This is a genomic window from Methylosinus sp. C49, from assembly GCF_009936375.1.
Classification (GTDB): Bacteria; Pseudomonadota; Alphaproteobacteria; order Rhizobiales; family Beijerinckiaceae; genus Methylosinus.
The window spans coordinates 2,524,715-2,541,767 of sequence record NZ_AP022332.1; the positions used below are offsets into that span (position 1 = coordinate 2,524,715).

At 65.7% G+C, this 17,053-nt stretch carries 17 protein-coding genes, 1 tRNA gene and 1 riboswitch; of the genes, 6 read left to right on the forward strand and 12 right to left on the reverse strand.

The annotated features are described in order from the left end of the window. The first annotated feature begins 5 nt into the window (after positions 1-5). On the forward strand, positions 6-773 hold the full coding sequence (locus GYH34_RS11985; RefSeq protein ID WP_161913777.1) for an arylesterase: 768 nt from the start codon (positions 6-8) through the stop codon (positions 771-773). 253 nt (positions 774-1,026) lie between these two features. Beyond that, on the forward strand, positions 1,027-1,611 hold the full coding sequence (gene thpR / locus GYH34_RS11990) for an RNA 2',3'-cyclic phosphodiesterase (RefSeq protein ID WP_161913778.1): 585 nt from the start codon (positions 1,027-1,029) through the stop codon (positions 1,609-1,611). Positions 1,612-1,757: 146 nt separating this feature from the next. Here the strand turns inward: thpR and tyrS are convergent, their stop codons facing one another. The 6 genes from tyrS to proB form a co-directional block, all read right to left on the reverse strand. After that, a complete protein-coding gene (gene tyrS, locus GYH34_RS11995) occupies positions 1,758-3,035 on the reverse strand; it encodes a tyrosine--tRNA ligase (protein WP_161913779.1) in 1,278 nt (425 codons plus the stop codon). Positions 3,036-3,173: 138 nt separating this feature from the next. Then, positions 3,174-3,428, reverse strand: a complete 255-nt coding sequence (locus GYH34_RS12000; RefSeq protein WP_161913780.1) for a hypothetical protein — start codon at positions 3,426-3,428, stop codon at positions 3,174-3,176. Further along, positions 3,425-3,970, reverse strand: coding sequence for an Imm42 family immunity protein (locus GYH34_RS12005; RefSeq protein ID WP_161913781.1), 546 nt, complete (start codon positions 3,968-3,970; stop codon positions 3,425-3,427). The genes GYH34_RS12000 and GYH34_RS12005 overlap by 4 nt, the downstream gene beginning before the upstream one ends. A gap of 47 nt (positions 3,971-4,017) precedes the next feature. Next, positions 4,018-4,413, reverse strand: coding sequence for a hypothetical protein (locus GYH34_RS12010; RefSeq protein WP_161913782.1), 396 nt, complete (start codon positions 4,411-4,413; stop codon positions 4,018-4,020). A gap of 95 nt (positions 4,414-4,508) precedes the next feature. Continuing rightward, entirely contained in the window at positions 4,509-5,306 is a 798-nt protein-coding gene (locus tag GYH34_RS12015; RefSeq protein WP_161913783.1) for a DUF2076 domain-containing protein, read from the reverse strand. Positions 5,307-5,420: 114 nt separating this feature from the next. Continuing rightward, entirely contained in the window at positions 5,421-6,545 is a 1,125-nt protein-coding gene (proB, locus tag GYH34_RS12020; RefSeq protein ID WP_244635072.1) for a glutamate 5-kinase, read from the reverse strand. Between the two features lie 180 nt (positions 6,546-6,725). Between proB and GYH34_RS12025 the strand changes: the two genes are divergently transcribed. Further along, positions 6,726-7,550 (forward strand): intradiol ring-cleavage dioxygenase, encoded by an 825-nt coding sequence (locus tag GYH34_RS12025; RefSeq protein ID WP_161913784.1) that lies wholly within the window; start codon positions 6,726-6,728, stop codon positions 7,548-7,550. A 9-nt stretch (positions 7,551-7,559) separates the two neighbouring features. Here GYH34_RS12025 and GYH34_RS12030 read toward each other — a convergent pair whose 3' ends face one another. From GYH34_RS12030 to pal, 4 genes are all read right to left on the reverse strand, one after another. After that, positions 7,560-8,282 carry a DUF3142 domain-containing protein gene (locus GYH34_RS12030; RefSeq protein WP_161913785.1) on the reverse strand — a complete coding sequence of 241 codons (723 nt, stop codon included), beginning with the start codon at positions 8,280-8,282 and terminating at the stop codon, positions 7,560-7,562. Beyond that, entirely contained in the window at positions 8,279-10,381 is a 2,103-nt protein-coding gene (locus GYH34_RS12035; RefSeq protein ID WP_161913786.1) for a hypothetical protein, read from the reverse strand. Before GYH34_RS12035 ends, GYH34_RS12030 begins: the two co-directional genes overlap by 4 nt. Positions 10,382-10,482: 101 nt before the next feature. Further along, positions 10,483-10,559 (reverse strand) — tRNA-Trp (locus GYH34_RS12040). Positions 10,560-10,646: 87 nt separating this feature from the next. Next, entirely contained in the window at positions 10,647-11,159 is a 513-nt protein-coding gene (gene pal, locus GYH34_RS12045) for a peptidoglycan-associated lipoprotein Pal (RefSeq protein WP_161913787.1), read from the reverse strand. Positions 11,160-11,454: 295 nt separating this feature from the next. On the opposite strand from pal, the gene GYH34_RS12050 reads away from it, so the two are divergent. The 3 genes from GYH34_RS12050 to GYH34_RS12060 all read left to right on the forward strand — a co-directional run bounded on the left by GYH34_RS12050 (position 11,455) and on the right by GYH34_RS12060 (position 13,388). Then, entirely contained in the window at positions 11,455-12,111 is a 657-nt protein-coding gene (locus GYH34_RS12050; RefSeq protein WP_161913788.1) for a hypothetical protein, read from the forward strand. A 123-nt stretch (positions 12,112-12,234) separates the two neighbouring features. Then, a riboswitch (Fluoride riboswitch) is annotated at positions 12,235-12,297 on the forward strand. Between the two features lie 62 nt (positions 12,298-12,359). Continuing rightward, positions 12,360-12,806: a hypothetical protein gene (locus GYH34_RS12055; RefSeq protein ID WP_161913789.1), complete on the forward strand. Its 447-nt coding sequence runs from the start codon at positions 12,360-12,362 to the stop codon at positions 12,804-12,806. Positions 12,807-12,938: 132 nt separating this feature from the next. After that, on the forward strand, positions 12,939-13,388 hold the full coding sequence (locus tag GYH34_RS12060) for a hypothetical protein (RefSeq protein ID WP_161913790.1): 450 nt from the start codon (positions 12,939-12,941) through the stop codon (positions 13,386-13,388). A gap of 11 nt (positions 13,389-13,399) precedes the next feature. On the opposite strand, the gene GYH34_RS12065 is transcribed toward GYH34_RS12060, so the two are convergent. After that, on the reverse strand, positions 13,400-14,365 hold the full coding sequence (locus GYH34_RS12065) for an alpha/beta hydrolase (RefSeq protein ID WP_161913791.1): 966 nt from the start codon (positions 14,363-14,365) through the stop codon (positions 13,400-13,402). A gap of 95 nt (positions 14,366-14,460) precedes the next feature. Next, positions 14,461-17,007: a TonB-dependent receptor gene (locus GYH34_RS12070; RefSeq protein ID WP_161913792.1), complete on the reverse strand. Its 2,547-nt coding sequence runs from the start codon at positions 17,005-17,007 to the stop codon at positions 14,461-14,463. Positions 17,008-17,053: the final 46 nt, after the last annotated feature.

Sequence of the window (17,053 nt, forward strand, 5' to 3'; positions counted from 1 at the left end):
CTGATATGGTTTGCCGCTGCGCCCGCCGCCGCTCTCGCGATCCGGCCAAGACGCCCGCCCCGACATATGCGAAGGCGCCGCCGGTTTCCAGTGCGCGGCCGCGCTTTCGTCCGCTCGGCCCGGCGGCGCTGCTCTGCGCCGCCGCGATTTTGGCGCTTCTCACCATGATCTCGCTGCCCGCCATGGCCGAGCCGCTGCGCATCATCGCCTTCGGCGACAGTCTCAGCGCCGGCTTTCAGCTGCCGGCGGACGCCTCCTTTCCGGCGCAGCTCGAGGCCCGGCTGAAAAATGACGGCTATGACGCCCGCGTCGTCAACGCCAGCGTTTCCGGCGACACCACGAGAGGCGGGCTGGCGCGCGTCTCCTATGCGCTGCGCGACGGCGGCGACCTGATGATTCTCGAGCTCGGCGCCAATGACATGCTGCTCGGCTTCGATCCGGCGACAACGCGCGGCAATCTGGAAAAAATCATCGGCGCCGCCGAGGAGAAAGGCCTCGCCGTGCTGCTCGCCGGAATGCTGGCCAACGCCAATTTCGGCGAGGAGCAGAAAAAAGCCTTCGACGCTATTTTTCCCGATCTTTCGGCGCGGCGCGGCCTGCCGCTCTATCCCTTCTTTCTCGATGGCGTCGTCGGCGAGAAGGGCATGACCCTCGTCGACGGACTGCATCCGAGCCGGGCCGGCGTGGCGCGGATCGTCGCCGGCGTCGCGCCGCTGGTGGAGAAGAGCCTCGATTCTCTGCGATCGAAGCGGCAGGGCGCCGCGCAGCGCTGAGCGAGGCCGCGAGCGAGGCTGTGAAAAAATCCTCCCACCCGCCGGATTTTCGTTACAGCTGTCGCATTCTCGATATAGTGCCGACACCATCCTTTAGCGCGCGTCATTGGCGCGCCGATCCACGAGGAGGCGCCCGACAACGGCCCCGTCGCTCCGCCGCATCCGCGGGCCGGGCAGGGACCGAGCGAGCAGACAGCGACTTCGCCTTTCCCACTCCCCGAGCGCCTTGCGAGGCCAGGATGGAGGACCTGCGATGCCCAGACTGTTCACCGCCCTCGAAATCCCCCCTCTCGTCGCCGGCGATCTCGCCGCTCTGCGCGGAGGATTGCCGGGAGCCCGCTGGATCGACGCGGAGAATTATCACATCACGCTGCGCTTCATCGGCGATGTGGACGATGCGCTCGGCCATGACGCGGCTATGACGCTGGCCGCCATCCGCCGTCCTCCCGTCTCGATCACGCTCGAGGAGCTGTCTAGCTTCGGCGGCGACAAGCCGCGAGCCATAGTGGTGAAGGCGCGCGCCGATTCGGCGCTGGCCGAGCTGCAGGCCGAGCAGGAGCGCCTGCTGCGGCGCATCGGCATACCGCCCGAGCCGCGCAAATTCGTGCCGCATGTGACGCTCGCGCGTCTGCGCGGAGCGTCCTGCTCCACGGTCGCGACCTATCTCGGCACGCGCGGCTATTTTCCGCCCATGCGCTTCGAGGCGGCGCGCTTCGTGCTGTTCTCCTCGCGCGATTCGGTCGGCGGCGGGCCTTATATCGTGGAGGCCGATTATCCGCTGCGCGACCGCAAGGCGATCGCCGCCGGCGCCCGCGAGCTGACCGTCTATGGCCGGTAGTCGTTGGTCGAGCGAGCTAATTCGCCGAACCGCCACATTAGGCAGGGCGTGTGGCGGCTAGGCATGATATCGGCGATGAGCTCTTCTCGGGGGCGATCTCGTCATGGCGGAAGAAGCCGACGCTCGGCGAGCGTCGGCGCTTCGCATCAAGCGCGGTCGGCGTCTTCCGTGCGCTCCAGCAGCACATGCTTTTTCTTGCCGAGCGATAATTTGGCGACGCCCTCGACGAAGTCCTTCTCGCCGAGCGCGGCCTTCTCGTCAGTCACCGGAGCGTCGTTGAGGCGCAATCCGCCCGCCTTGATCTGCCGCCGGGCTTCGCCTGTGGAGGCGACGAGACCGGCCTTCACAAAGGCGGTGAGGACGCCGAGCCCCGCTGCGACCTCGCTCGCCGCGACGGACACTTTGGGCAGGGAGAGCGCGAGCGCGCCTTCCTCGAAGGTGCGGCGCGCGGTCTCGGCGGCGAGCTCGGCCGCCTCGCGTCCATGCAGCAGCGCGGTCGCTTCCGTGGCGAGAATCTTCTTCGCCTCGTTGATCTCCGCCCCGCCGAGCGCGGCGAGCTTCTCGATCTCGTCCAAAGGCAGGAACGTAAACAGCTTCAGGAAGCGAACGACGTCCGCATCCTCCGTATTGCGCCAATATTGCCAATAATCGTAGGGCGCGAGCATCGACGCGTCGAGCCAGATCGCGCCGGCCGCCGTCTTGCCCATTTTGGCGCCCGAAGAGGTGGTGAGCAGCGGCGCGGTGAGCGCATAGAGCTGATGCGTCCCGAGCCGGCGGCCGAGATCGACGCCCATGACGATATTGCCCCATTGATCGGAGCCGCCCATCTGCAGGCTCGCGCCATAGCGCTTGGCGATCTCGACGAAATCATAGGACTGCAGGCACATATAGTTGAATTCGATGAAGGACAGCTCCTGCTCGCGATCGAGCCGCAGCTTCACCGAATCCATCGACAGCATGCGATTGACCGAGAAATGCCGGCCGACATCGCGCAGAAAGTCGATATAGTTGAGCTTGGTCAGCCATTCGGCGTTGTCGAGCAGGATCGCATCCGTCTCGCCGTTGCCGAAGCTGAGGAATTTCGCGAAGGTCTTCTGGATCGCCGCCTTATTGGAGTCGATCGTCTCGATGGAGAGCAGCTTGCGGCTCTCGTCCTTGCCGGAAGGGTCGCCGACGCGCGTGGTGCCGCCGCCGACGAGCGGCAGCGGCTTGCCGCCGGTGCGCTGGAGCCAGGACAGCAGCATGATCGACAAAAGATTGCCGATATGCAGCGAGGCCGCCGTGCAGTCGAAGCCGACATAGGCGGTGAGCTCGCCGGAGCGCGCCTTTTCATCCAGCCCCTCGAAATCGGAGCACTGATGCACGAAGCCGCGCGCGATGAGCGTCGCGAGGAATTCTGACTTGGGGCGGAATGCGTCGGACATGGGGGCAGGGTGTTACGGGGAAAGGGGACGGGGCGCAAGGGAGGAGCGCGCAGGCGTTCGGAGGGAGAGGCGCCTCGGGCTGCGCCTTTTCGGCCGATGTCGAGCGAAACGGTCCAGCCGGCTCGCCATAGATCGCCCTCATCGCGCGAGCGAGGCGGCGATTTCATCGACGATATCCGCCGGTCCCGAGATCGACAGGCCGACATAGGTCTCTGACGATATTTCCACGATCCTGCTCCCTATGCGCGCCGACAATGAGCGAATCTCCTGCGATCCGGCGAGAGACCATTCCGAGGACAGTGGAACAGCTCCCGCCGTTTTCAAATTCTCCATGAGACGCGCTGCGAGCCCATCGTCGAATTCGTCGCCCAGGACGATAGTCTTGCGCGTCATCGCTTCCGCTCATCCATGATTTCTCGCTCGAGGGCTTCATGCTCATAGATTTTCCCGAGCGCGCTGATCGCCGCGTCGAGAATGGAATCGAATTCTCCCGAATTCAGCGCGAGCTCCGTCACCTCGACATGAGGGGCGCGCGCGAAAATGAGGCGTGCGGCCCGCTCGCTTTCCACGAGAAATCCTTTCCAGTTGTCGAAAACATCGACATTCGGAATGACCTCGTGCCGCCGCCATTGCTCTTCCGCCGCCAGCGCGAATGTATCGTCGTCGGTTTCGCCGTAAAACGCCGTGTGGAGCGTATGAAATACCGCGCTCGCGGACATAGAGTCGAAGCGAGGATTGGCGCGGAGACGCTCATAATATTTCGCCAGTTGCTCGAGCTGAAACAGAACGTCGCGCAGCGAGGCGCCGAGTTCGTAGTCGCCGACGCGTCGTCCGCCGCACCAATAGCAGAAGCTGCCGTACATCCATACGCCACCATGATTTTCGTCCAATTCATGCTCGATCGCAAATCGATTTGGATCGCCGAAGACAGGCATGGATTTCCTCTGAGGGTCGCCGAAAGACCGCATCTCGCAGCAGTCGACTACGTCGATGATCGAAACGTCGCTTCCAGCACGACGGATTCGGCGATGACTTCCAGGCAGCCGAAGCTGTCGACGTAGATGATGAAGTGACGCATGACCCAATAGTCGCGCCATCTCGGTGTGGAATCGGAGCGCAGCTCCCGAATCCAATCGGACTCTTCCACCTCGCAGACCGTGTCGTAAGAGTCCGCCACATGCCTTGCGGCGCAATGGCTTTCCGCGCGCTTGCGGAATGCGCGTTGCTTCACGAAGCGAAGACTGTCGGATCGAATTTCACCTTCGTGGTCGAATTCCATCGACAGTAGCAAGTCTGAACCATCGGTGCGAAGACCAGGATCGCGGATCGCAGCCGTCGAGGGAGACGGGATCGTCAGAATGGCGACCTTCTGCATCATGTCGCTCCTCGAAAACCCATGACGGCAGGAAATCGATGGTCATAAAAAGACGGCGCGCCCTAAGGCGCGCCGCTCGATCTTTCTCGTAGGTCGGCTTACACGTCGAAGCCGCCATCCCCGCCGCCATCGTCGAAGCCGCCGGTATCCGTATCATAATCGGCGCTCTGCACATCGGGGCTGCTGGGCTCCGGGCCGTTATAGCCGGCGTCGGGGTAGGGCTGGCTATAGCCGCCCTGATCGCCATAGTAATTGTTGATGATCGTGTCGCCGCCGCCGGCGCTCGCATGCTCGAAGCCCGAGCCTATGCCGAGATTGTTGCCGGCGCCGCCCATGCCGCCGCCATGAAACAGGCCGCGGATCGAGTCGGCGAGCAGCACGCCGCCGGCGACGCCCGCCGCCGTGCCCAGCGCGCCCTTCAGAAAGCCGCCGCCGGGTGCCGCAGCCGCCTGCTGAGGCGGATAGCCTTGCGGGGCGTAGCCGGGAGGCGGGGGCGGCGCATAAGCGGGGCCGCCGGCCGGGGCCGCGCCCCAGGGACCGCCTTGCTGTTGCGGATAGCCGGGCTGCTGGCCATAGCCCGGAGGCGGAGCCGGACGCGGCGGGGGCGGAGCCTGGCGCTGAGCGCCGCCGAACAGACCGCCCAAAAATCCGCCGGACTGCTGCGGACGGCTCTCGAGGTCGCGTACGCGACCTTCCAGCTCCTGCAAACGTTGATTGGCCGCCTGCAGCGCCTGATCCTGCACCAGAACGGTCTGCGCCAGCAGATAGGGCGCGCCCGGCTGCGACTTCAGCTGCTCGGCGATGAAACTCTCCGCCTCCTGATCGCGCTGAGCGCCGGCGGCGCTGCGCGTACGCTCGAACAAACCGGCGAGCAGTTGGCGTTCTTCGGGTGACATAGGTCTCTCCCAGTTGGAACCAGCCCTTTTCGCGGGCGTGGCGCCAGAAATATGGGAGCGCATTTTCGCTCTAACAAGGGCCGCAGCCGCGGTCCCGCCAGAGAATCGGGCGGGTCAGTCGCCGGCGAGCGCCATGTCGTCGCGGTGTATGATCTCGTCCGGGCCTTTGAAGCCGAGCAGCCCCTCTATGTCGCGCGAGGATCGGCCGATGATGCGGGCCGCGTCCAGCGCGTCGTAAGTCACGAGACCGCGGCCGATTTCGCCACCCGAGGGATTGCGGATCACGACGCAGTCGCCGCGCGCGAAGCCGCCCTCCAGCGCGGTGACGCCGGCCGGCAGCAGGCTCTTGCCGGAGAACAGCGCGCGCGCCGCGCCTTCGTCCACATGCACGACGCCCTTGGGCTCGAGCGAGCCGGCGATCCATTTTTTTCGCGCCGTCACCGGCGAGGAGGGGGTCAAGAACCAGCTGCAAGGCCCGCCCGCTGCGATTCGCGAGAGCGGCGCCTCCACGCGACCGTCGGCGATGACCATATGGGCGCCGCCCGTGGTCGCGATCTTGGCCGCCTCGATCTTGGTGCGCATGCCGCCGCGGGAGAATTGCGAGGCGGCGCCGCCGGCCATCGCCTCCACCTCCGCCGTGACGCGCGGCACCACCTCGAGCAGCTTCGCATTCGGATCGCTCGCCGGCGGCGCGGTGTATAGCCCATCGACATCGGAGAGCAGCACCAAGAGATCGGCGCTCGCCATCGTCGCGACGCGGGCGGCGAGGCGGTCGTTGTCGCCATAGCGAATCTCGGAGGTCGCGACCGTGTCGTTCTCATTGATGACCGGCACGGCGCGCAGCGCCAGCAGCCGGGTCAGGCATTCGCGGGCGTAGAGATAGCGGCGGCGCTCCTCCGTATCGCCGAAGGTGACGAGAATCTGCCCGGCCGTGATCCCGAGATCGCCCAAAGTCTCGGCCCAGATGCGGGCGAGGGCGATCTGCCCGACGGCCGCCGACGCCTGGCTATCCTCCAGCGGCAGCGCGCCGGAGGGCAGGCCGAGCACGCTGCGTCCCAGCGCCACCGCGCCCGAGGAGACGACGAGAACATCGGCGCCGCGGCGATGCAAAGCGGCGATGTCCGCGGCGAGCCGCGCGAGCCACTCGCGCTTCACCTTCGCCTCGCGCGGATCGACGAGCAGCGAGGAGCCGACCTTGACGACAATGCGGCGGAAGGAATCGAGAGAGGGACGTTTCACGGGCGATCGGCTCATTCGAGATGCGGGACGGCGGGACTTATAGCCCGTCTGCGCGGAAAGCCCACCCCGCGCCGCACGGCGAGAAGAAACCGGACCGAAACGCGCGAGAGATTTTCCGCCGCGCATCCGACACCCCGCCGTTTCATCCTGCGCGCGCTGACGAAGACCTTAGGAAATTCCATGCGTGACAAGATTGCTTTGACGCGACGCGGCCTCGTGGTTGTTGCGCTGGCCGGCTCGGCGACCGCCGTCCTGCCGGAACCCGCCGCTCCCGAGCCGGCCCCTGGGCCGCTGACGGCGCCGGCGGAAGAGAAACCATTCTATCTCGATCTCGACCTCCAGCGTGTGGACATAGCCGAAGGGCTCGCCGGCGTGCCGCTGGACATCGTCTTCGCCGTCCAGGACGAGGCCGGCGCGCCGCTGCCCGGCGCCCGAATCGATGTTTGGCATTGCGACGCGCAGGGATGCTATTCCGGCTTCCCCGGCCAGGGCGAGGATGGGCGGCTCGATCTTTCGGGCAAGACATTTCTGCGCGGAAGCCAGGTCGCGGGGGCGGACGGACGCGCGCGCTTTTCCAGCGTCTATCCGGGCTGGTATCCCGGCCGCACCACCCATATTCATTTCAAGATCATTGACGGCGGAACGGCGCGCCTCACCTCGCAGATTTTCCTGCCGGATGCGCTGAGCGAGTTCCTCTACGCCAGTCTCGCCGACTATGCGCGCGGCCGGCTGCGCGACACGCTGAACTCGACCGACGGCATAGCGCTCGCCGCAGGCGAGACGACGCATGGCGAGCTGCGCGAGGCGGCCGGCCGCTATGTCGTGTCGCTGCGCGCGCGGATCGACCGCAAGACTGTGCGCGCCGTGCCGACGCCGCCCTTCATGCCGCCGCGCGGCGATCGTTTCGCCGGACCGCCGCCGGGGGGATTTCCGCCGGGCGGCCCGCCGCGCCGTTCGGCGCCGCAAGGGGCGGAGCGTCTGCGCGGGCTGCTTCCCAAGGCGTGAGCCGATCGCTCATGGCGCGGCGCGATTGCGCAGGAACACCACATAGCCGAGGAAATTCGGCCGCTCCGCCAGAGCGGCCGGAGGCGCCCATCGCGCCCCTTCGGCGAGGCCGAGACGGAAGGGAATGCGAAGCCGCGACAGCCGCGCCACATAGGCGTCGATATTCTCGACCGTCTGCGCGCCTTTGTAGGTCTGGAAGACGAGCTCGTCGACGCTTCCCGAAAGCGCGTTCAAATCCTCGGGCGCGGCCTGCGACGCCCAATCCATGAGGCCGGTCACGCCGAGCGCGCAGCCTCGAGGCAGCTCCCGCCGCAGCGTGCGCAGGAAGGCGGCGTAATTCTGCAAGCCTCGCGTCGAAGCGTCGAAATCGATCTGCACGCCGGCGACGCCGCCCGGCTGCGCGCGCCAGGCCTCCAGACGGCGGCGAATCTGGGCGACGATCTCCGGCGGCCAATCGAGGCTGCGGACGCGATAGGCGAGCCAGAGCGCGGCCTTGTGCGGTCCGGGCTCGACGCCGCCTTGCGCCTTCATGCGGATGAAGCCGTCGCGATCCGGCCCGATCTCGCCCGAATGGAGATAGATGGTTTTCGCTGTGGCGAGCTCGGCGCGCCTTTTGACGCCGGCCCAGAGCCAGAAGGCGTCATGATCCGCCGCCCGCACCAGCGGCTCGGCCCCGGCGGCGGAGGCCGAGAGCAAAGCGCACAGCGCGAGGAGAAAAGCCCGCGCTCTCACCAGTAATATTGAAGGCCGCGCGCCCATCGCGTCGCGCCATAGCGCGATTTCAGCGTTTGGAACCATGCCTTTCGCTGCGCCTTGTCGACATCCTTGCCGCCGCAATCATTGCCGCCCGCCGGGGCGTAGCAATTGATGGCGCGATAGAGCGCATAGGCTCGGTCGGCGTCCTTGGTCGCCGGATCGGCGATCAGGCGCTGATAGACATCGCCCCGCGAGAAAGGCTCGCCCGGGAAAATCGCCTTGGCGCCGCCCAGCTCGTCCGCCGCCGGACGCCAGGCGTCGAAACGGGCGAAGCCCGAGTGGCGGACGAAATCGCCGAGGCAGAGCAGGCCATGCGCGGAGCGCGGATCGGCGGCAAGCTCCGCGACCACCGCCTTTGGCGCCGGGCATTTATAGGGCTCGTCGGCGGGCGAGGAGAGGAAGATCGCCGATTTGGGAAGATCGGAGACTTCCGGCGCCGCGGCGTCGTCCTGCGCGAGTCCTTCAGCTGAAAAGTCGCGCAGGAAATTCGCATATTGGCCGCGCGTCGCCTCCTTGTAGAGCAGGAGGAAGCGGGCGAGCTTGCGCTCCTCCGCGCTCGCCTGCGGATCGGCCACCGCCATGCGCAGCAGGATCGGCCCGGCCGTGTGGCGCAGCAGAATCGCGCGAATGCGCGGCGAGGAGAGCCGCGTCTCCGGCAGGAAAACCCTGTTCGCCATGCCGGCGCGCTCGTAGCTCAGCGCGAGGCCGAGCTCGACGGCCTCTTTCCACAAGGGATTGGAGACGGTTCCGCGCAGCTTCGTCCAATGCTCGATCGCCTGTGGATATTGTCCCGAGGCCATCAGCGCCTGACCGCGCAAAGTCTCGCGGCTGAAAGCGAGATAAGAGCGCGGCGCTGCTATCGGCGCTCCGAGCGCCTGTAGCGTCGCCGCAAAATCGGCGTCGGCGTAATAGGCGCGCGCGGCTTTCAGAAAGCCGAAGAGATCCTCGCGTCCGGCGAAGGCCTTTGCCTGCGCGTCCAGCTCCGCGGCGGCAAGATGCGTCTCCTTGCCGTCCGAGCGCAGCTTCATCAGATCCTGCGTCGCCAGCAGGATCGGCTCGCGGCTCGCATGGTCTTTGGCGGTTGTCAGATATTTGGCGTCGATCTCCTGCACCAGATCGACGCCGTCGAGCCCGACCTTGGCGCCGCTCCCTTGCACGATCTGCCGGCCATATTCGGCGGCGAGGCGCTCATCATCCGCCGCCAGCCAATAGACGCGCCGCAACAGTCCTTGCGCCGAGGCCGCGTAGCGCCCCGTGGGATAGGATTTCAGATAGGTCTGGAAGGCGGCCTGAGCCGCGGCGAGCGTGGCGCGATCGGTCACATTGGGCGTCGCGGTCGCGTCGAAATCGGCGAAGGCGCCGATCTGCGCCTTGTTGAGCAGGACGCGGGCGGTCATGTAGCGCGCCGCCTCGCGCAGCCAGGCATTGCGCGCCGAGTCGAGCTTGCCGAAACGCTCCAGCGCGCGATCGAAATCGCCTTCGTAGAAGGCGTCGGCGCCGATGAGATAGGACGCGAACTCCTGCCCGGCCGCGGAGGGCGCGATTTGCGCGAGCGCATTGCGCGCCGCCGCGTCGGCTTTCTCATTACGGCAGGAGGGGGCGATCTTCTCCCGCGCAGCCATCAGCGCCCGCCGCTCCTCGACGGAAAGCGCGGGCTCCACCTCGACCGCGGCTGTGAAGGCGGCCCGGCCCGACTCTATCGAGACGCAGCGCGTTCCCTCGCCATCGGCGAAAGCGCTCGCGGTTTCGTCCTTGCGGTCGCGCGCCGCCGCGCCTTTGCGGCAGGCGTCGGTGAAATCGGGCCGAAAGAACAGCACAGAGGAATAGAAGTCGAGCTTCTCCTCGCCCTTTGAAATCGCCTCGTCCTTCGGCCGCAGCGCCGGATCGGCGTCGATCATCAGAAAGAGGAGATTGAGACGTGTGTCATTGCCCGGATCGAGGAAGGGCATGCCATTCTGCTCGGCGTAGCTCCTCTGATCGAGCGACCAGCGCCCGGGCGTCGGATCGCCGCCGCCACAGGCGCGCGCCGTCCCGGCGGAAATCAGAAAAGCGAGAATGGCGGCGCCGGCGAGCATGGAACGCAGCGAAACATCCCGATCACGAAATGCGCTTCGATATCGCGCTTCGCCGAAAGCCCGGCCGCGCGATCTTTGTTGAGCGGAATTTTGGGAGGAGCTGGCAGGAGTGGAGGGACTCGAACCCCCAACCCCCGGTTTTGGAGACCGGTGCTCTAGCCGATTGAGCTACACTCCTGCGGTGACGGCGCGCCGTCATGGCTCTCATGCCGCATCGCGGCCGAGGATGCAAGCGCCGGGGAGGGGCCTCGGCGCATTTTGCGGGTCAAGAATTGCCGCCGGACAGCACGGTGACGGCGCGGCGGTTCTGCGACCAGCAGGAAATATCGTCGCAGACGGCGACCGGACGCTCCTTGCCATAGCTGATCGTGCGGATGCGGCCGGCGGAGAGGCCGCGCGAGGCCAGATAATTTTTCACCACCTCGGCGCGGCGAGCGCCGAGCGCGAAATTATATTCGCGCGTGCCGCGCTCGTCCGCATGCCCCTCCACGGTGAAGGAATAGCGGCCATAGCGCTGCAGCCAGTCGGACTGCTTGTCGAGCGTCGCCTGCGCAGTAGGCGTCAGCTCGCTCGAATCGGTCTCGAAATAGACGCGGTCGCCGACATTGACCACGAAATCCTGCGGGCTTCCGGGCGCCGCATAGCCGCCACGTCCATTGGCGCCGCCGGCCAGCGCCGCGTTTTCGTCCTCGGCGTTTTTGGCGCAGGCGCCGAGCGAGACGGCCGCCAGAATGGCGACGGCGAAGCGCAGGGCGCGCGTGGCGGAAAGCAATGCCATTTCCTCTAAGCTCCTCTGACGACGGTGTCTCTGCTGTCGCCAGTCCTATCCGCGCAGGGGTTAAGCGAAGGTTCCGTCAACCTTGACGAAAGCTTTGCGCGCCCCGATGCGGCGCGCGAAAGCGCGGTAAGGTTAACGTGAGCTTGATAGTCGACGCGGTCCGTGGCGGCAGTGAGGCGAAAAGGCGGCGCGAAAGGCGATGCGCCTTCTCCCACAGGGAATTGCGTATGGGGAATGCGGGGGCTGGACCGCCGCCCGGATCATTGTTAGCACTTTCTTCATCATGAGGCGGAGGGTGCTGGAGACGATGCGCGATCTGAAACGCTCAGCCCTTCGTTTTTGCGGGCCGTTCTGCGCGGCGATCGGCGCGCTGACGCTCGCCGGCTGCGTCGATACGGCGGTCGAGATCGGCCATCCGCGGCCCGAGCAGCTCGCGCAGCGGCAGCGTCCGGCGCCGCGGCAGGGCGTCAGCCCACACGGCGCGCCTGTGGCGCTCATTAGCCTGGAAGGCGCGCCGGAGGATGCGCTGGCGCGCTTCCGCCCGGCCTTCGCCCGCGCGACGGAGAGCCGCGACGTCGCTGCTTCCGAAGAGCCTGCGGCCGCCTATCGTCTGCGGGGCTATCTCACCGCCTATGCGAGCCCCGAAGGGGCGACGCGCTTCGCCTATGTCTTCGATATTTTCGACCGCAATGGACGACGCGCGCGACGGCTCACCGACGAGGTGGCCGTGACCGGCGTCGGCGATCCCTGGACCCTGCTCGACGATCGGGCGCTGGCCGCGGTCGCGGCGCGAGGCGCCGACGAGCTTGCCGCTTTTCTCTCCGATACGCCGGAGGCTATCGCTGCGGCGGCCGGAGCCCGGTCGGGCGTGACGATCGCCGCGGCGACGCGGGGCGGGCCGGCCTCTGCGCCGAGCGACGCCAAGCCATTGGGCTTCGCCGAGATCAAGTGAGTCCGTTTCCGCTGGGCGGATAAGTAGCGCCGTGGCTTTCACCAGACTTTCATCCAGGCGCATTGACGACCCGACCAGGCTTATGTATCGAATTAGCTACACAAGGTCGCGAGGGCGATAGCCTTTGCGCCAGGGGATGGGGTGCCCCCTATAACCGCCGAATAGGCTGATGACTCCTGCTCAATGCCCGATGATCGCAAGGTCATCGAAAGAGGGCGCTCGCGCGCTCATAAAGCAGGAGGAAGCAGATGAATCAGGATCTCTCGGTTTTCGTCACACCTTTCGCTCTCGTTATCGGATGCGCGCTGATCGCCGCCGGCGGGCTCTACTTCATCGAGATTCAATTTCTGAAGTCGCGCTTGCAGGCGATCGCCGCGCTCGTCGCGGGCTCCCTCGTTTTGGCCGCGCTCGAGGTCGTGCTCGCCGGCAGCAGCGTCTCCTTCTTCAAGGCGCAGCAGGTGCAGACATCCGCCTGTGAGCTGGAAGGCGAGTCGGCGCATCCAGAGGCCCGCCTCGGCGTGGACGTCAATGTCATCCACAAGCACATTCTCGGCTGCATGCAGGAGGCCGGCTATGAATGGGCTCCCGCGCATCGCAATTGCAAGGATGCGCCGGTCGCCACCAATGCCTATTGCTATCTGCCCGCCACCGGCTTCGAGCGCGCGATCACTGCGTTTCAGCTGAGATTCGAATAGCCCGACCGCGATGGCGAGCCTAAGCTCGCCGCTCGCCTCGCGGGGCGCTTGCCGGTTGGAGAGCTTGCTCCATTTGACCTCGAGACTGAGGGGAAGGCGGCGCCCCGTCGGGAACAGACGGGAGATGTGCCGATGAATGAGGATATCGCCGCCTTCGTGGCTCCGCTGACGCTCATGCTCGGCGGCGGATTGCTGGCCCTCGGCGGGCTGTCCTTCATCGGCGTCGACTACTTCGACAGCAAGTTCAAGGCGCGCGTCGCCTTCGCAGTCGGCCTCGCCTTTATCGTCGCCACCGAGCTCGTCTTCGTCACCAGCAGCAGCAGTGGCCGCTATTTCGCCGGGCTGAAGATCGACGTCACCGATTGCGAGCTCGATAGTGAGAGCAAGCTCCCGGAGGAGCGGCACAAGAACAGCCGAGTGCTGCACGATCATATCGTCGCCTGCATGGAGCGGCTCGGCTATGAATGGAACGCCGAGCACGAGCATTGCAAGGAGGCGAAGATCGCCACCAATTCCTTCTGCTATTTGCCGACGCGGCCGGTGGCGCGGGCGATCGTGCGTTTCCAGACCGCCTTCGAGTGATCGAAAAGCGCTCAGGCGCTATCCACCGCCTCGCCGGGGACGAAAGCGTCGAAGGCCGCCCAGAACTGCTCGCGCAATTCGTCTCGCTCCATCAGCAATTCATGACGCGCGCCGGGGACCTCTATCAGGCTCGCGACCGGTAGCCTCTGCGCGAAACGCTCGATCGCGCGCGAGGAAATGATGCGGTCGCGCCCGCAGAGAAAGGCCATCACCGGCGAGCGCACGGCGCGGGCGTATTCGGGCGCGGCGAACTGCTTCATCAGCCTGAAGGCGGCGTTGACCCAGCCGACCGTCGGATCGCCGATGGCGAGATGCGGCGCGGCGCGCACCACATCGGCGTTGCGGGAGAAGCGCGCGGGATCGGAGGTCAGCCGATTGCCCTCGAAGGGCAGCTCCTCCAGCGATTTCGGTCCGCCGCCCGGCACATACATCGCGCCGAAGCCGAACATATCGAGCGTGTCGGCGACGGCGCGCGCGCCGATCGGAAAGCGCAGCCCTTCGAAATCGACCATTGGCGCGGCGACGATGACGCGATCGAAAGGCGAGCGCGCCGAATGGACGCGATCGAGCAAAATGGCGCCGCCCATGGAATGCGCCAGCGCATGCCAGGGGGAGGGGCATTCGAGCGCCAGAACGTCGGTGATGAAGGCGTCGAGATCGCGCTGATAGAGCGCGAAATCATCGACATGGCCCTTGCGCGGATCGGAAAGATCGCGCTCCGAGCCGCCCTGTCCGCGCCAATCCAGCGTCACCACATGGAGGTCGCGGGCGAGCAGATCATTGATCGTCTCGAAATATTTCTCGATGAACTCGGCCCGGCCCTGAAACAGCGCCACCGTGCCGATCGCTCCACGCGGCGGCGCGAAGCTCGCCGCGCGCAGGCTGCGTCCATCCGCCGTGCGAATGGCGAAGACCTTCGCATTGGGCGGCACGGGATTGTCGGGCGTTCCGATGAGCTGCGATTCGGTGAGCGGCATGTCGGGCGATCCTGCTGCGGCGGGAACGAGAGACGCTGCCCGCGCCTCTCGCCCCGTCTATCGCATGTCTCGCCCGACCGCGCAAAAGGCGAAGCTCAGAACTTCACCGTCAGCCCCGCGTAATAGGAGCGGCCTTGCCCCGGCACGGCGCCGAAGACGCTCGTCTTCTTGTAATTCGTGTAATCGAAGCCGCCGAGCGGCGAATAATAGCGCACGTCGGCGACATTGGTGATGCCGAGATCGATGCGGAATGCGTCCCATTCATAGGCGGTGCGCAGATTGACGAGCCCGTAGGAGGGCGTCTTCAATTCATTGCGCGCCGTGCTCACATGCGTCTTGCTATCGACCAGCTGCAGCTCGACAGCGCTGCTCCAGCCGCCGAGCTTGTGCTCGAGAGCGAAGCGGGCGTTGAGCGGCATTATGTGATAGAGCCCGTCGCCGCGATCGAGATTTTCGCCATAGACGTAGCCGATGACGCCGGAGAGCGTGAAGCTGCCGACATCCGGCGCCTCATAGAGCTTGCCGCGGCCGGAGAGGTCGAAGCCATAGAGCTCCGCCTTGTGATTGCGGAACTGAAGAATGGGAAACCAGCTTCCATTCTTGTCGGTGAAGCCGCCGATGCGATCGGCGTCGATGAAGTTCTCGACATAGCTGAAATAGGGCGTCGCCTTTACTTCCCAATCATGGGAGACGGGATCGCGCCACGCGGCCGTGAAGCTCACCGTATGCGCGACCTCGGGCTTCAGATCGAGATTGCCGACATAGCCATTGGCGTCGCCGAACCAGCCGATCATGCTGCTCGCCATGCCGCCGACGCCGAAAGCGTAGCGCTCGTAGAGATTGGGCGAGCGCGTCTTGCGCGAATAGCCGAGCTCATATGTGCTCGTCTCGTCGGCCTGGTAGCGCACGAGCGCGGTCATGTCGAAATTGACGTCGGTGCGCGCATGGCTGCGGGCGTTGAAGAAACGGGCCGCCGTGGCGTCAGGATTGGCCATGCCCATCATGCCCATGGGGATGGGATTGCGCGGATCATAGGCGCTGGCGTCGCCCGTGCTCATCCACACGATGTCATTGCGCACGCCGAGCGATGTCGTCCATTGCGGCGACCATTTCGCTTCCCATTCCGCGAATGTGCCGATGTGATCGCGCTGGCCGCCATTGATGTTCCAGAAGGTCCCTGGACCCATCATCATGCTGCCGACGATCGGCGGCCACCAGTCGTTCAAATGATAGCCGTGGAACTCATTGCCGATGCGCAGCAGATTGGAAGAGTCGAGAGGAATGGCCGCCTTGACCACATATCCGTAATCAGTGCCGGCGGCGTTCATCGGCATGTTGGCGGGCTGCTTGTCGTAGAGAAAGCCCATCTTATGCGCCGTATGATGCCAGAAGGCGCGCGCCTCGAGCTTGCCCCATTCGAACGCGCCCTCATAGCCGGCGTCGACCGAATAGCCGCGATTATAAGTCATATCCATGCGCTGATTGACGAAGCCCTGATAGGGAATGTTCTGATATCCGCCACGCAGCGTGAAGAGATGTCCGTCGTTCTGATAGGCGAGAGTCGCCGAATGATTTTCGGAGATGAAGCCGGTGGAGAGGACCTTCGGTCCATTGTCGCCGGCGTGATAGTCGGAGCCGCGCGTGTAGCCGCCATTGTAGAGCAGGCTGAAATGCTCGGTGGCGACATTCGCGGTTCCCGACACTCCGAAGCCGCTGTTGGAGCTGCGGAAGAAGCCCGAGATCGATCCCGAGGCGATGACGCCGGGCGCGACCGACGGAACGAGGCCTGGCGCGGAGGCGACGCGCGGATTGGCGAAGATCGGCGGCTTGGGCGTGACCGAAATCGTGCCCGCGATCGAATCGCCGCCTTTGCTCACCGGCGTCACGCCGGAGAGCACCTCGATCTTTCCGACATTGTTCGGATCGATATAGGAGAGCGGCGGATTCATGTGATTGGCGCAGGCCGAGGTGATCTCGGCGCCGCCGAGCAGAATCTTGATGCGATCGTCGGCGAGGCCGCGCAGCGCCGGAAGGCGCGACACGCCCCCCGCCTCATAGAGATCGACGCCCGGCGCCGCATAGAGCAGCTGCGCCGTGTCGCTGGCGTTTGGACGCTGAGCGTCGAGCGCCGCGCCGCTGATGTCCGTCGCGCCGATCGGCGTGAAGGGGCCATCGGCGTGACGCGCTGCGGCGCGCAGCGCTCGCTCGCGCTCACCGGCCACGTCGATCGGCGGCAGCGCGACCGCGCCGGCGTCATTGCGCATCGTCTCGTTCTGCGCGAGCACGATGGCGACGCTGCGTCCATCACGCGTGAGGCGATAGCCTATGCCCGTGCCGGCGAGCAGACGATCGAGCGCGTCTTCCAGTGTGAAGGCGCCGGAGAGTCCATGCGTCGTGAGATCGCGCGTCAGTCGCGACTTATAGACGAGCTGCGCGCCGGTGGCGTCGGCGAGGCGATTGAGCGCGGCGGCGACGGAGCCCGCCGGAATCTCATAGCTGCGCACTGCGGCGGCGAGCTCCGCCTCCGGCATTGCGACATGCGCGATGGCCGGCTCTTGTCCGAAGACGAGAGCGCTCAGAGCCGTCGCTATCGCCGTCGCGCCCATGTTTTTATTCTCGAGACGAAAAAATCGCCGCTGCATCCGCCCTTCTCCGAGTTCTTGTCGGGAACGAAAACGTCCCTCTATG

Coding starts and splice junctions, on each gene's coding strand:
- GYH34_RS11985 (WP_161913777.1), top strand. CDS start 6: ATGGTTTGCCGCTGCGCCCGCCGCCGCTCTCGCGATCCGGCCAAGACG.
- thpR (WP_161913778.1), top strand. CDS start 1,027: ATGCCCAGACTGTTCACCGCCCTCGAAATCCCCCCTCTCGTCGCCGGC.
- tyrS (WP_161913779.1), bottom strand. CDS start 3,035: ATGTCCGACGCATTCCGCCCCAAGTCAGAATTCCTCGCGACGCTCATC.
- GYH34_RS12000 (WP_161913780.1), bottom strand. CDS start 3,428: ATGACGCGCAAGACTATCGTCCTGGGCGACGAATTCGACGATGGGCTC.
- GYH34_RS12005 (WP_161913781.1), bottom strand. CDS start 3,970: ATGCCTGTCTTCGGCGATCCAAATCGATTTGCGATCGAGCATGAATTG.
- GYH34_RS12010 (WP_161913782.1), bottom strand. CDS start 4,413: ATGATGCAGAAGGTCGCCATTCTGACGATCCCGTCTCCCTCGACGGCT.
- GYH34_RS12015 (WP_161913783.1), bottom strand. CDS start 5,306: ATGTCACCCGAAGAACGCCAACTGCTCGCCGGTTTGTTCGAGCGTACG.
- GYH34_RS12025 (WP_161913784.1), top strand. CDS start 6,726: ATGCGTGACAAGATTGCTTTGACGCGACGCGGCCTCGTGGTTGTTGCG.
- GYH34_RS12035 (WP_161913786.1), bottom strand. CDS start 10,381: ATGCTCGCCGGCGCCGCCATTCTCGCTTTTCTGATTTCCGCCGGGACG.
- pal (WP_161913787.1), bottom strand. CDS start 11,159: ATGGCATTGCTTTCCGCCACGCGCGCCCTGCGCTTCGCCGTCGCCATT.
- GYH34_RS12055 (WP_161913789.1), top strand. CDS start 12,360: ATGAATCAGGATCTCTCGGTTTTCGTCACACCTTTCGCTCTCGTTATC.
- GYH34_RS12060 (WP_161913790.1), top strand. CDS start 12,939: ATGAATGAGGATATCGCCGCCTTCGTGGCTCCGCTGACGCTCATGCTC.
- GYH34_RS12065 (WP_161913791.1), bottom strand. CDS start 14,365: ATGCCGCTCACCGAATCGCAGCTCATCGGAACGCCCGACAATCCCGTG.
- GYH34_RS12070 (WP_161913792.1), bottom strand. CDS start 17,007: ATGCAGCGGCGATTTTTTCGTCTCGAGAATAAAAACATGGGCGCGACG.